Source organism: Xanthomonas theicola (assembly GCF_014236795.1).
In the GTDB taxonomy this organism is placed as follows: domain Bacteria; phylum Pseudomonadota; class Gammaproteobacteria; order Xanthomonadales; family Xanthomonadaceae; genus Xanthomonas_A; species Xanthomonas_A theicola.
The window spans coordinates 3,740,798-3,753,529 of sequence record NZ_CP049017.1 but is presented as its reverse complement, the minus strand read 5'-3'; the positions used below and the strand labels follow the sequence as shown (position 1 = coordinate 3,753,529).

Below are 12,732 nucleotides of genomic sequence, written 5' to 3'. Positions count from 1 at the left end.
ACTAGCTTCCCGGCGTGACCGGCGCGGCCGCGACGTCGCCGCCGCGATCGCGGCAACCCCAGTTCAGGATCGGCGTGCCGGACGGCAACTCGCGATGGAAGCGGGCCACGGCCGAGACCTTGGGATTGACCACCACCGGTACGGCCGCGGCCTGCAGCAGCGGCAGGTCGGCGGTGCTGTCGGAGTAGGCGGTGGCGATCCGCGCATAGCCCAGCTCGCGCAACATGCGCATCTTTTCTTCGTTGTGGCAGTGGCGGGTGGCGGTGACTGCACCCAGCCGCGGGCCGATCAGGCTGCCGACCACCGGCACGTCCTGCTGCGCGACGAAGCCGAGGATGGCGCGCGCCAGTTCCGGCGGCGCGCCGGTGGCGACCACCACCCGGTCGCCGGCGGCGCGGTGCCGGGCGAACACTTCCAGCGCCTGCGGCAATAGCCGCTGGCGGATCTGCGCCTCGTGGCGTAGCACGTATTGGTCGATCACCCGGTTGAACTCGCGGGCGCGGTGCAGGCCGAAACTGGCGATCCACACGTAACCGGAGATGCCGCTGCGCCGGGTCGGCAGCATCGCCACCAGCGGCCCCAGCAGCGGCGTGGCCAGCAGCGCGGCGGCCAGGCGCAACGGGTTGCGCCGGATCAGCCAGGCGAACAGGTGGCTGCCCGAATCGCCGTCGTACAGCGTGTGGTCGAAATCGAACACCACCAGAGGCGCGTCGGCGCGCGGGATGGGATAGGTCGCGGTCATGGCCCGAAGAACAGCTGGCGCAGCGCCTCGCCGGGTTCCTCGGCGCGCATGAAGGTCTCGCCGACCAGGAACGCGTGCACCCCGGCCGCGCGCATCGTCGCCACGTCGTCCGCGCCGAGGATGCCGCTCTCGGTGACCAGCAGGCGGTCGCGTGGCACTGCGTCGCGCATCGCCAGCGTGGTCTGCAGCGACACGTCGAAGGTGCGCAGGTTGCGGTTGTTGATGCCGATCAGCGGCACCGGCACCTGGATCGCGCGCTCCAGTTCGTCGATGTCGTGCACTTCGGCCAGCACGTCCATGCCCAGCTGCAGCGCCAGCGCCGACAGCTCGGCCAGCTGCAGGTCGTCCAGCGCGGCGACGATCAGCAGGATGCAGTCGGCGCCGAGCACGCGCGCCTCGACCACCTGGTACGGGTCGATCGTGAAGTCCTTGCGCAGCACCGGCAGCGTGCACGCCTCGCGCGCCTGTTGCAAGTAGCGGTCGTGACCCTGGAAGAAGTCCACGTCGGTCAGCACCGACAGGCACGCGGCGCCGCCGAATTCGTAGCTGACCGCGATGTCGGCCGGATGGAAATCGGGCCGGATCACGCCCTTGGAGGGACTGGCCTTCTTGACCTCGGCGATCACCGCCGGCGCGCCGTCGTCGATCGCGGCCTGTAGCGCGCGGGCGAAACCGCGCACCGGCGCCGCCGCGGCGGCGCGCGCGACCAGCTCGGCCAGCGGCACGCGCGCGCTGCGCTCGGCGATCTCTGCGGCCTTGCGGGCGAGAATGGTGCGGAGGATGTCGCTGCTCATGCGGTTCGGATTCTGGGGGCTGAGTATTATCGGGCAAGTTGAGCGGAGCGGTCGTGATTGTCGGGACTCGGGACTCGGCAACAGCGTAGGTGCGGTTTTGTCGGCGGCAAGCACGGCGGACGCGAGCGTGGCACGGATTTGCGCGCATGCCCTTCAGGTGGAGGGGTCCTCCGCGTCCCGCGTCCCGCGTCCCGCGTCCCGAACGGCCACCAACCGCCGCGTGCACGCCACGTACGCCTCCAGCTTGGCGCGCGCGCGGCCGTCGGCGATCGCGCTGCGCGCCAGCGCGATGCCGGCGCCGATGTCGGCGGCCACGCCGGCCACGTACAGGGCCGCGCCGGCATTGAAGGCGACGATGTCCAGCGCGGGGCCGGGCGCGTTGTCGAGCACGCCGAGCAGCATCGCCATCGATTCGGCGGCGTCGGCCACCTTGAGGTTGCGGCTGGCGGACATGGCGATGCCGAAATCCTCCGGGTGCACTTCGTACTCGCGCACCTGGCCGTCGCGCAGTTCGCCGACCAGGGTGCCGGCGCCGAGCGACAACTCGTCCATGCCGTCGCGGCCCCACACCACCAGTCCCCGTTCGGCACCCAGTTCCCGCAGCACGCGCGCCTGGATGCCGACCAGGTCGGGATGGAACACGCCCATCAGGATGTTCGGGGCGCCGGCCGGATTGGTCAGCGGCCCGAGGATGTTGAAGATGGTGCGCACCCCCATCTCGCGCCGCACCGGCGCCACCACCTTCATCGCCGGGTGGTGCACCGGCGCATACATGAAGCCGATGCCGGTGGCGGCCAGCGCCTGTGCCACCAGCTCGGGCTGCAGCTCGATCGCCGCGCCCAGCGCTTCCAGCGCATCGGCGCTGCCGGACTTGGACGAGACGCTGCGGTTGCCGTGCTTGGCCACCTTGGCGCCGGCCGCCGCGGCGACGAACATCGCGCAGGTGGAAATGTTGAAGGTATGCGAACCGTCGCCGCCGGTGCCAACGATATCGACCATGTGAGTGCGGTCGGCGACGGCGACGGTACGCGAGAACTCGCGCATCGCCGTCGCCGCGCCGGCGATCTCGCCGATCGTCTCCTTCTTCACCCGCAGGCCGGTGAGGATCGCCGCGGTCATCATCGGCGACACTTCGCCGCGCATGATCTGTCGCATCAGCCCGACCATCTCGTCGTGGAAGATCTCGCGGTGCTCGATGGTGCGCTGCAGGGCTTGCTGGGGGGTCAGCGTCATTGCGGTTCCTGGAAGGGTCGAAGACTGGCGTGCTCGAGGATTTCCTGGCCCACCAGCACGCGGTCGCCGCCGCCCATGGGGTAGTGGAGCAGGCGCATGCGGTACTCGCCCTTGCAGAGGCAGCCCCACACCTGCAGCCCGTCCAGGCGCTGCTCGGGATTGGCTGGACTGGCGATGGACGGCAAGCCGCTCGATCCTGTCGCCGACCTCGGCGCGCCGGTCGTTGCCGGAATGGAACGCGAGCAGCTTGCGCGCCTGCTTCTGCGCTGCCGCCGGTACGGCGATGACGGCGCCGGCCGCAGCGGCGCGATCGCGCCGGGCGTCGCATGCCGATGGAGAGGCATGTTCAGCGCTCCAGGAAATTCTTCAGCAAGGCGTGGCCGTGCTCGGTGAGGATGGACTCGGGATGGAACTGCACGCCCTCGACCGGGAACTGGCGGTGGCGCAGACCCATGATCTCCTCCACCGTGCCGTCGTCGTGCTCGGTCCACGCGGTGACCTCCAGGCAGTCCGGCAGCGTGGCCTTCTCCACCACCAGCGAGTGGTAGCGGGTGGCCTCGTAGCGGTCCGGCAGCCCGGCGAACACGCCGCGGCCCTCGTGGCGGATGCGCGAGGTCTTGCCGTGCATGATGGTGCCGGCACGGACCACGTCGCCGCCGTAGGCCTGGCCGATGCTCTGGTGGCCCAGGCACACGCCCAGGATCGGCGTGCGCTGGCCGAGCCGCTCGATCAACTGCAGCGACACGCCGGCCTCGTTCGGCGTGCACGGGCCGGGCGAGATCACGATGCGCTGCGGCGCCAGGCGCTCGATCTCGTCCACGCCGAGCGCGTCGTTGCGCACCACCTTGACCTCGGCGCCGAGCGCCTGCAGGTACTGCACGAGGTTGTAGGTGAAGCTGTCGTAGTTGTCGACCATCAGGATTCTCATGATCATAAGTCCTTGTTTTATATATATAAATTAATCAAAAATCTCCCCCGTTACATACGCAATTACACACATGCGCACTGGATCACAGTGGAAAATGGCTGAAAGCACCCGCTTGTGGTGTGTGCGTGATGAACGAGGACGGGGTGAGTCGCAGCCAATGGGCGCGGTTCGAAGCTGCTGCCCAGTGCCCGCGTGCCATCGCCAGGAACGCGGGCGACCCGGCCGAGCGACAACACGCGAAGCAAGCGGTTGCATTGCTGAGGTGCGGGAAGTCGATGGCAGCAAAGCAGTCTCCTGTGTCGTGGGAGCCGCCGTGCCGGAAGAGCGATCTGAATTAGCCTTGCTGTGCCGGTTCGGCGGCAAGGCGCGGCGCATGGCCGCAGCGACGTGCCGCTTCTAAGAGAAGCGCCACCACCAACGGAGGCTGGACGTCGCGGAACAAATCATCTGTATGAAATCCTGAAGTCTGCCTGCAGGCGGCCTGATGGCGTTCATTAGACATGTAGCCTCAGCTTTTTATCATACTGGGACGGAGTACTTGCTGTCGACAGCGAGTAACGGCGGATGCCTTTGCCAGACGCACGCAAGTCACGCGCCCCTTGAGCGAGCCAACTCTGGCCGCCTGATCCGATAGTCCTCGGCCAAAGCGGGCATGGCCGCCTGGCCACGCCCTCCGGCACGCCACCGTGTTCAAATCTCCTTCGCGTTTGACGTCGCGCGCGCCCGGCCTCCTGCTTACACGACTGCCTCATCACCGACCGCACAGAGACCACCTATCCGAACATCGTCGGAGGGATGCTGTACCTGAGTACCTGATGCTCGGACAGTCGCCCTCCGGCACACCATGCCCAGCTTCAGGACGCAGGAGTCCATTGTTTCGCCTTGATTGCCCATTACGACGGCACCATGATCACCGAGTGGACGTTGAACGGCAAAGTTCTCAGCGGCCAAAGTCGGCTTCACAACACACAACACTAGAGAATTCCACCTTGCATGTGCAGTCACGGAAACCGCATTTGCAATGTACTTCGCCGGCCATGTCTATTGAATAGTGAACCGCCCCGGCTTTCCTGGAGGCCTTTTGGTTTGAGTCAGGCCGCCTCGGCCTGACCGGCTTGCTGCGCGACCAGATCAAAAGTGCATCGCCCCGCAGGACACGCACGGAAAGGATGGCGCGCGATCAGTGCGTCGCTGGCTCCTGACCGCTCACGCTATCGGTGTGGGATTGAGGGCATGGTTTTGAACTCCATCTTTGAGGCACAGATATGGGTTATTTGGCGCAAGACGATCGAACAAACATCCGGATTCTTTCAAAAGGTATCCATGCAGTCGCCGAGATTTCCGAGGGCCAGTCACTTCGCAGGTCCAGATGTCTGAACCTGCCCCATAGCTCTCAGCATTGAAGCGGACTAACTATCTGGCGGTGTCCAGCACCGCCAGATAGGCCTTCACCGTGGCATCCAGGCCGGCGTACAGCGCCTCGCCGATCAGCGCGTGGCCGATCGACACCTCCAGTACTTGCGGCACCTGCGCCAGGAACGTGCCGAGGTTGGCTCCGGCCAGGTCGTGGCCGGCATTGACGCCGAGTCCGGCGGCCTGCGCACGGCGCGCGGCCGCGGCGAACGGCGCGGCCGCGTGGATCTCGCCGCGCTCGAAGGCGGCGGCATAGGGACCGGTGTACAGCTCGACCCGGTCGGCGCCGAGGTCGGCCGCCACCGCCAGGTCCGGGTTGTCGGCATCGACGAACAGACTGACCCGGCAACCCAGCGCCTTCAGCTTCGCGATCAGTGGCCGCAGGCGGGCGCTGTCGCGGCCGAAGTCGAAGCCATGGTCGGAGGTCAACTGCCCATCGCCGTCCGGCACCAGCGTCGCCTGCGCCGGCCGCGTCTGCGCGCACAGTGCGATCAGACCCGGATAACCGGGCCGCGGCGGCGCGAACGGATTGCCCTCGATGTTGAATTCGACGCTGCGCGCGCTGGTCAGCGCGGCCAGGGCCAGCACGTCCTCGGCATGAATATGGCGCCGGTCCGGGCGCGGATGCACGGTGATGCCGTGCGCGCCGGCGTCTAGGCAGGCACGCACCGCCTCGAGCACGCTTGGCAGCTCGCCGCCGCGCGAATTGCGCAGCACCGCGATCTTGTTGACGTTGACGCTGAGCTGGGTCATCGGCGGGCGACGCTCACGACGAGGTCGCGTCGTCGCTGGAGGCGGTCGCCGCGGCGCGGCGCGCCTCGGCCTGTTCGCGCAGCCGGCGCAGTTCAGCTGGATCGATCATCGGCGCCGCGTCGCGCTGGCTGGCGTCGCCGATCTTGGCCACGTACCAGCCGCGTGCCCAGGCCAGCAGGAAACCCAGCGCCGCCAACAGGGCCAGCACCAGCAACGACATGTGCGGCGTGGAGAACGCCAGGACGAAGGCACCGAGCGCGAGCGGCAGAAACAGCCAGTACATGACGACCTCCCCAAGGATGGGCGCAGTGTAGCGCTGCCCGGGTGGCCGGTTCCACAGTGAACCGGCAGTGCGGCGCCCTACGGCGTGGCCCGGCCGGACCCGCTCCAGCGGTCGCCGGCCAGCCCTACAGCAGCGGCGAGGTCAGCCGCGCCACCGCCTCGGGCAGCCGGTTGCGCCACAGCGAGCGCTTGCGGTCGTCGCGCACCTGTACCGCGTCGGCGATCTCGCCGGCGATCAGCGTGGCCAGTTCCTGGGTCAGGCGGCGGTCGCGGAACATCGCCGACACCTCGAAGTTGAGGCGGAAGCTGCGGTTGTCGAAGTTGGCGCTGCCGACGATGCACAGGTCCTCGTCTACGATCATCGCCTTGCTGTGCAGCATGCGCGGCCCGTACTCGTAGATCCTGACCCCCGCCTGCAGCAGTTCGTCGAAATACGAGCGCGCCGCCAGCGTCACCAGCCGCGAATCGCTGTGCTTGGGCACCAGCAGGCGCACGTCGAGTCCGCCCAGCGCGGCGGAGGTCAGCGCCATGCGCGCGGCCTCGCCCGGCACGAAGTACGGCGTCACCAGCCAGACCCGGCGCTGCGCTTCGTAGATCGCCGCCACCTGCGTGCGGTGGATGCTTTCCCACGACGAATCCGGACCGGACGCCAGCACCTGCGCGGTGATCGCGCCCGCGGCGCGGTCGGGCATGTCGTGCGGCCAGATCTGCGCAATGTCGAAGGTGTCGCGGCCCTGGCGGGTGGCGTACAGCCAGTCCTCGACGAACACCAGTTGCAGGCTGCGTACCACATGGCCCTCGCAGCGCACGTGCAGGTCGCGGTAGGCGTCCGGGCGCAGCGCCTCGTTCTCCTCGTCGGTGACGTTGATGCCGCCGGTGAAGCCGATGCGGCCGTCGATCACCACGATCTTGCGGTGGGTGCGCAGGTTCACCCACGGCCGCTTGAACCTGAACGGGCGCAGCAGCTGGGGGGGATGGAACCAGGCCGCCTCGCCGCCGGCGTCCAGCAACGGCTTGAGGAAGCGCCGGCGCACCTGCGAAGAGCCCACCGCGTCGAGCAGCAGGCGCACCTTGACCCCGGCGCGGGCGCGCTCGACCAGCGCGTCGCGGATGCGCGTGCCGCTGCGGTCGGGATTGAGGATGTAGTACTCCAGGTGCACGTGGTGTTGCGCGGCGGCGATGTCGCGCACGATCGCAGCGTAGGTCGCCGCACCATCCACCAGCCATTGCGCCTTGGTCGCCGAACTCGGCGGCAGCCCGGTGGTGGCCTGGGCGATCTTGGCCAGCTCGGTGCAGTCGGCATCGGGCGGGCAGACGCTGCTGTAGTGTTCCATGCCCGAGCGCGAGCGGCCACGGCGCAGGCGCTGCCGCTTCACCTTCTGCGGGCCGAGCAGGTAGTAGACGACGAAGCCCAGGTACGGCAGCGCCGCCAGCGACAGCACCCAGCTCAGCGTCGCCGCCGGCTCGCGCTTCTGCAGCACGATCCAGCCGCTCAGCCACAGGATGTACAGCAGATAGGCGGCGGTGACGTAGGCGCCGAAGTGGGGGATGCCGGTGAGCCAGTCCCAGGTGTTTTGCAGGGTCGCGATGACGAACATCGGCGGATTCTACGGGGTGGAAGCGGCTCCTGCGCGTCGCGCTGAAAGATTCAGCGCCGCCCGGGCGCCGTCGCAGCGGCTGAGACGCGCGCGGCGTATCCCGCGTCAACGAGCACGGCCATCAAGGGACGCGGCGCCGGCAGCCATCTGCCCGGGCGGTTCGAGCGCACCATCAGCCAGGTCGAGGACGATGGTCGGCATCCCGACGACAGCGAAGAATTCGCCGCGCCGCGGTTGCGCACGCAAGTGCGCGAGGAGACTGCGCGCAGCATCATCAGCCGCAACCAGCCCCCGACGTGGGCTTCTCGCAGTCGGTCAATCCGTACCACGGCTGTGAGCACGGTATGGTCGCGTGGTAAAAGAAACATGCTTCATTGCGTGACATGGCAGGTGCCGGCTATCAGGCTCGTGTACGCCATGGGGTACCGCGAGATCCGGGCACTTCGTCCCGAGCAGCGAGGCCGCTGCCCGTTGGCTTTCATTTTCTTGTCGCGAAGCCGACCGGGAAGATGGTGCAGCCGTGTTTCGACCATCTGGTCACCAAGCACCTGATCGACCGGAAAGAGCGCCGGCTCAAGGGCAGCTCGAATTCATCCGAAGCAGCTGCCTACGATCTAGGTCCTGTCCCTCGGATGCCTGGCATTGCTTGTGCATGTCTTTGCGGGATCTTTGGAACGCAGATACCGCGATGAGGACAGGCAGACCGAAGGCGGAGTTGGTGCTGTCGGACCACGAGCGTTCGCCGTTTGAGTCCTTTGCACGCAGTCTCTTTGGCCGGCCGCGCCATCGCACCGGGGGCTTCAAGCTGTCCACCGCCCCGTTCTCCATCGAGAAGCTGCGCGAGGTGGTGGGCCTGTACCTGAGCCCGCCGGATAACGCGCTCTGCCTGCCGTTCAAGTGGACCGCACCTGCAGATTCGATCCTCCAGGAGCTGCATCGACTTTGCTCACGTATCAGCGGGGCAGGGGCACTAGCGGCGCGTCGCCAATATCCCGTCCAGCATCAGCTGCGCGCGGAAGCCTGCCTTTTCCAGGCGCTTGGCCACCTCGCGCGGTACATCGCGGCCGCTGGTCAGCCTGTTCGGGCGGCCGGTATAGTGGAACAGCCGCCCGCCGCGGCGCAGCACCCGTGCCAACTGGTCGTAGAACGCTTGCGAGTACAGCTCGCCGGCGATGCCGAAACGCGGCGGGTCGTGCAGCAGCGCATCCACCGAATCGCTGGCGGTGGCGACGATGGCCTGGGCGACGTCGGCATGCGCCAGCCGCAGACGTCCGCCGCTGGCGGCCGGATCCGGCGACCATGGATTGAGTGTGCGCAGCCACAACACGTTGGTGTTCTTCTCGAACGAGTGCAGTTGCGCCACGCCGGCCTCCAGCGCGCAGGCGGCGAAATAGCCCAGCCCGCCGCAGGTGTCGAGCACGTGCTTGCCGAGCGGTTCGATCAGCGCGACCTTGCGCCGCGCGTCCTCGAACGGCGACAGCTGCGCGCTGGGCAGCATCTTGATGCCGTCGATCTCGAACGTCGGCGCGCCCCATTCGGTCGGCACCAGCTTGATCAGCGCGCCGCCGAACCGCGATGCCGGCGCGAACGCCTCGCCGTCCCAGTAGTAGATCGTGCGGTCCTTGAGCCTGGACGCATACGGATAGGTCCGCGCTCCCCACTGCCAGCCGTCCGCGCCGAGCCGCGCCTGTGCTTCGCTGCGCTGCAGGTCCAGCGATCCGGACCAACTGGCGGCGCCGCCATCGCGTGCGGCAAGCAGTGCGGCGGCGAGCGCGCGGGTCAGCAGAGGGCCGGAATAGGGAGTCACGTGATCAGCGGGTTATCGCTGGCCGCCAGATCCGGCGGTTCAGCTGAAGAAGCGATGCGGCGCGGCGCATCGTAACCGACGCGGCCAAGCGGGGGTATCGCTGTCATTGAACCGCTACGCGCCCGTAAGGTGCGTGCCGGTCGTTTCCTCGGTCGAGCCGCGGTGCGCCGTCGAAGGGCGATGGCGGGAGGGTGGTGGATTCTCCTGCGAACCTCGGCATGAACGTCGAAGGCCCCGCCGGAGCGGGGCCTTGCACGAACGCCGCGGCCCCCTGCGTCAGGGTGCCATTGCGCCCCGTGCCTGCGTAGGTTCCTGCCGGCGATTTTGCTGCTGCAGCGCCTGATTGTGCAGATCGACCTGGCGTGTGCTCTCCTGCAACGTCGGTGTCTGGTCCAGGTCGACGCGTGCCCGGAAGCCGGGCGTGGTGCCGGCGACGAAGGCAACGTTATCGTGCACCGTGACTGCCTGGATCTGCCGCGGGCCATTGATGCCTTCGGCCTTGGCCGCTTGCAGGGTATGCGCGACCCGGGCGTCGGTGGCGCCGGGCATGCGTCCGCGCAGATCCGCGAAGAACGCATTGTCGGCATGCGTGGCCTCCGAGACCAGCGGCGCTTGCTTGGCCTCGGCCAGCGCCTCTCGCGTCTTATGTCCGATCACCGCATCGTCGTCCAGCCCGTGCGCGCGCTGGAAGTCCTGCAGGGCGTGGCGGGTGTTGCGGCCGAAATCGCCATCCGGGTTCAGCGGCTTGCCGTCGGCGGCGCGGTAACCAAGTTCGGCCAGCTGTTCCTGCAGTGCCCGGGTCTGCTGGCTGTGCTCGTCTCCGCCGATGCTGGCCAACTGCTGCAGCGAGACCTTGCCGCTCTGGATGTCGGCGACCAGTTCGGGGGTGATGGTTCGGGCCCATTGGCCAGCAGCCCGCACGCGCTCGTCGGCGCCGTTGTCGCCGCCATTGATGATGCGTCCGGCTGCGCGCGCGTCGTCATGCCGGTTCTGCGGCACGCGGTCCTGCCAGTAGGCCACTGCAAGCTTGGCCGCGGTCCGCGGTTCGGCAGCCAGGTCTGGATTGTTGGCAAGGTCGACATTGAAGCGCTCGCCGTAGCGCGCGTAGTTGTCGCGCCCTGTGTACGGCAGGTAGCCGCGGCCATGGAAGCGTCAGCCGTCGCCAGGTTCGGTGTTGCCGAGATCGACGCGGTTTTCGTACATCACGGCGGCGATGCGCTGTGGGTCGCGACTGGCGACGGCTTCCTCCACCTGCTGGCGCGTGAAGCGATCGTCGGCCGAGGAGACGGCAGTTGTTCCGCATCGATCTGCGCGATGGGCGTCCAGGCGATGTCCGCCGGATAGCGCGCGGTTCCGCGAAACACGTCCATCTTGCCGCTCTGCGGATTCTCGACCGGCGTGGTGCTGCTCGTCTCGGCGAGGTACCACGCCTTCTTGGCCGTGTCGTACTTCAGCGTGTAGGCGACATTGCGGCGCGCCTGTTGGTTGACGTAGACGATTTGCTGGGATTTCAGGGTCAGGTTGTCGTCCAGGCGCTTGGCGTTGCGTGCCACGTCGTTGTAGAGGCAGTCGACCGCTTGCGGGCTGCGATCGGACACGCTCCATGCCTTGTTCGCTCGTTGCAGGACCAGCAGTTCGCAGGGATTGCCCGAGGCGTCGGCGTTGGCATGGCGGACGATGGCCACCGCATGGTCCTGGCCGTCGCCGGTCAGGTCATGCCGCTTGATGAAGGCGAGGATCTGGTCGTCCGGCTTGAGCAAGGGCTGCAGCGACGCCTCTCCGCCGGGGGCGCCGGTCGCCTCCGGGGGCGGCGTCTGGCGCGTTCCGCCTTCGGCGGCGGCATCAGGGTTCGGCGGGTGGCGGTGTGGTTTGCCCGGTGCCGTCGGCGGACGGCTGGCAGCCGGCCAGGCCCACGGCCAGGAGGAAGGGCGGCAACGTGGCAGTGATGGCATCGAACAGGCCTTTGGGTCTGCATGCGCGTCACGCGCATCGCGACCGGGCTTGAGCAGCAACAACAGGGAGGCCGACGAGGCGGAATGGGATGCGCGTCTTCCTAACGCTAGCGCGGTATCCCTCTTCCCTGGACGCAACCGCGGGCGCCGTCTGCGATAATGCCCAGGGGTATAGCAACGCGTTGCTTAAAAATTCGTTGACCCCGGGGCGGGATCTTCTCGGCAGCACGCGGCCGTTCCGCCCGCATAATGCGTCCATTCTCCCCGCTCGTTCCGCGTGGGGCGCCGTTCGATCGCAAGAGGCTCGCGATGCTCAAAGGTGTGCTGCTCGGTTTCGCCTGCTATGCCGCCTATTCGATCAGCGATGCGTTCGTGAAGGACCTGGAGGGCAGCCTGCCGGCCTATGAAGTGGTGTTCTTCGGCGCGTTGCTGATGCTCACCGCCCTGCCGTTCCTGAAGAAACGCGGCGACCGCTGGCGCGAGGTGGTGGTGGCGCAGCGTCCCAGCATCTGGCTGCTGCGCGCGTTCACCGGGGCGGTCGGCAATCTGTCCGCGGTCACCGCCTTCACCCTGTTGCCGATGGCCGAGGCGTTCGCGCTGATCTTCCTGATGCCGATCTTCGTCACCGTGCTGTCGGTGCTGTTGCTCAAGGAGGAGGTGCGCTGGCGGCGCTGGCTGGCGGTGATCATCGGTTTCGTCGGCGTGCTGATCGTGTTGCGGCCGGGATTCCGGCACCTGGGCGAGGGTCATGTCGCGGCCATCGTCTGCGGGCTGGTCGGGGCGGTGTCGGTGATCAGCCTGCGCATGGCCGGGCCAGGCGAGAAACGGCTGACCCTGTACGGGGCCGGTGTGCTCGGCCCGTTGCTGATGGGCGCGCTGCTGATGCTGCCCAGCTTCGTGTGGCCGACCTGGCAGCAGTGGGTGTTGCTGGCCGGGTACGGCCTGCTCGCGGGCCTGGCCGCGATCCTGCTGATGTACGCGTCGCGCGCCGCGCCGGTCAGCGCGGTGGCGCCGACCCAGTACAGCCAGATGCTGTGGGCGATCGGCTTCGGTTACTGGCTGTTCCACGACCGCCTGGACTGGCCGATGGCGGTGGGCATCGCGCTGATCCTGGGCGCCGGACTGTTCACCCTGGTGCGCGAGGAGCAGGTCGCGCAGTGGTGGCGGCGCACCAAACTCGTGTGAGCGGCCTTGGCGGTGGGCCGCCGCGCTGTCGGCGGGCAGGCCGCT

General features: G+C 67.9%; 12 protein-coding genes and 3 pseudogenes. 3 read left to right on the top strand and 12 right to left on the bottom strand.

Annotated elements, in window-relative coordinates; all coding sequences use genetic code 11:
• Position 1 precedes the first annotated feature (1 nt).
• The 9 genes and pseudogenes from G4Q83_RS17495 to cls all read right to left on the bottom strand — a co-directional run bounded on the left by G4Q83_RS17495 (position 2) and on the right by cls (position 7,743).
• The gene (locus tag G4Q83_RS17495; protein WP_128419052.1) at positions 2–742 is read right to left on the bottom strand and encodes a haloacid dehalogenase-like hydrolase; all 741 of its coding nucleotides are present in this window, start codon (positions 740–742) and stop codon (positions 2–4) included.
• On the bottom strand, positions 739–1,536 hold the full coding sequence (gene trpC, locus G4Q83_RS17490; protein WP_128419053.1) for an indole-3-glycerol phosphate synthase TrpC: 798 nt from the start codon (positions 1,534–1,536) through the stop codon (positions 739–741). Before trpC ends, G4Q83_RS17495 begins: the two co-directional genes overlap by 4 nt.
• Positions 1,537–1,689: 153 nt before the next feature.
• Positions 1,690–2,769, bottom strand: a complete 1,080-nt coding sequence (trpD, locus tag G4Q83_RS17485) for an anthranilate phosphoribosyltransferase (protein WP_128419054.1) — start codon at positions 2,767–2,769, stop codon at positions 1,690–1,692.
• Complete coding sequence (locus G4Q83_RS17480) at positions 2,766–2,954, bottom strand: hypothetical protein (protein WP_128419055.1); 189 nt, start codon at positions 2,952–2,954, stop codon at positions 2,766–2,768. Before G4Q83_RS17480 ends, trpD begins: the two co-directional genes overlap by 4 nt.
• Positions 2,955–3,115: 161 nt before the next feature.
• Positions 3,116–3,697, bottom strand: coding sequence for an anthranilate synthase component II (locus G4Q83_RS17475; RefSeq protein ID WP_128419056.1), 582 nt, complete (start codon positions 3,695–3,697; stop codon positions 3,116–3,118).
• Positions 3,698–4,903: 1,206 nt separating this feature from the next.
• A pseudogene (locus G4Q83_RS17470) lies at positions 4,904–5,077 on the bottom strand (conjugal transfer nickase/helicase domain-containing protein); the annotation flags it as partial.
• A gap of 33 nt (positions 5,078–5,110) precedes the next feature.
• Positions 5,111–5,863 carry a pyridoxine 5'-phosphate synthase gene (locus G4Q83_RS17465; RefSeq protein ID WP_128419057.1) on the bottom strand — a complete coding sequence of 251 codons (753 nt, stop codon included), beginning with the start codon at positions 5,861–5,863 and terminating at the stop codon, positions 5,111–5,113.
• A gap of 13 nt (positions 5,864–5,876) precedes the next feature.
• Positions 5,877–6,146: a hypothetical protein gene (locus tag G4Q83_RS17460; RefSeq protein WP_128419058.1), complete on the bottom strand. Its 270-nt coding sequence runs from the start codon at positions 6,144–6,146 to the stop codon at positions 5,877–5,879.
• Positions 6,147–6,270: 124 nt separating this feature from the next.
• Positions 6,271–7,743 (bottom strand): cardiolipin synthase, encoded by a 1,473-nt coding sequence (cls, locus tag G4Q83_RS17455; RefSeq protein ID WP_128419059.1) that lies wholly within the window; start codon positions 7,741–7,743, stop codon positions 6,271–6,273.
• Between the two features lie 120 nt (positions 7,744–7,863).
• On the opposite strand from cls, the pseudogene G4Q83_RS22680 reads away from it, so the two are divergent.
• Positions 7,864–8,087 (top strand): annotated as a pseudogene (locus G4Q83_RS22680) (PA0069 family radical SAM protein); the annotation flags it as partial.
• Between the two features lie 422 nt (positions 8,088–8,509).
• Positions 8,510–8,632: pseudogene (locus tag G4Q83_RS22675) on the top strand (IS630 family transposase); the annotation flags it as partial.
• An 81-nt stretch (positions 8,633–8,713) separates the two neighbouring features.
• Here G4Q83_RS22675 and G4Q83_RS17450 read toward each other — a convergent pair.
• The 3 genes from G4Q83_RS17450 to G4Q83_RS23645 form a co-directional block, all read right to left on the bottom strand.
• Complete coding sequence (locus tag G4Q83_RS17450) at positions 8,714–9,550, bottom strand: class I SAM-dependent methyltransferase (RefSeq protein ID WP_128419060.1); 837 nt, start codon at positions 9,548–9,550, stop codon at positions 8,714–8,716.
• A gap of 276 nt (positions 9,551–9,826) precedes the next feature.
• A complete protein-coding gene (locus G4Q83_RS17445) occupies positions 9,827–10,570 on the bottom strand; it encodes a peptidoglycan-binding protein (protein WP_158254961.1) in 744 nt (247 codons plus the stop codon).
• Positions 10,571–10,752: 182 nt separating this feature from the next.
• The gene (locus G4Q83_RS23645) at positions 10,753–11,565 is read right to left on the bottom strand and encodes a hypothetical protein (RefSeq protein ID WP_246432152.1); all 813 of its coding nucleotides are present in this window, start codon (positions 11,563–11,565) and stop codon (positions 10,753–10,755) included.
• A gap of 246 nt (positions 11,566–11,811) precedes the next feature.
• Between G4Q83_RS23645 and G4Q83_RS17435 the strand changes: the two genes are divergently transcribed.
• Entirely contained in the window at positions 11,812–12,687 is an 876-nt protein-coding gene (locus G4Q83_RS17435; protein ID WP_128419062.1) for a DMT family transporter, read from the top strand.
• Positions 12,688–12,732: the final 45 nt, after the last annotated feature.

What these genes read in the sequence shown, in the direction of transcription:
- G4Q83_RS17435 (WP_128419062.1), top strand. Translation starts at nt 11,812, where the DNA reads ATGCTCAAAGGTGTGCTGCTCGGTTTCGCCTGCTATGCCGCCTATTCG.
- G4Q83_RS17475 (WP_128419056.1), bottom strand. Translation starts at nt 3,697, where the DNA reads ATGAGAATCCTGATGGTCGACAACTACGACAGCTTCACCTACAACCTC.
- G4Q83_RS17460 (WP_128419058.1), bottom strand. Translation starts at nt 6,146, where the DNA reads ATGTACTGGCTGTTTCTGCCGCTCGCGCTCGGTGCCTTCGTCCTGGCG.
- G4Q83_RS17495 (WP_128419052.1), bottom strand. Translation starts at nt 742, where the DNA reads ATGACCGCGACCTATCCCATCCCGCGCGCCGACGCGCCTCTGGTGGTG.
- trpC (WP_128419053.1), bottom strand. Translation starts at nt 1,536, where the DNA reads ATGAGCAGCGACATCCTCCGCACCATTCTCGCCCGCAAGGCCGCAGAG.
- cls (WP_128419059.1), bottom strand. Translation starts at nt 7,743, where the DNA reads ATGTTCGTCATCGCGACCCTGCAAAACACCTGGGACTGGCTCACCGGC.
- G4Q83_RS17465 (WP_128419057.1), bottom strand. Translation starts at nt 5,863, where the DNA reads ATGACCCAGCTCAGCGTCAACGTCAACAAGATCGCGGTGCTGCGCAAT.
- trpD (WP_128419054.1), bottom strand. Translation starts at nt 2,769, where the DNA reads ATGACGCTGACCCCCCAGCAAGCCCTGCAGCGCACCATCGAGCACCGC.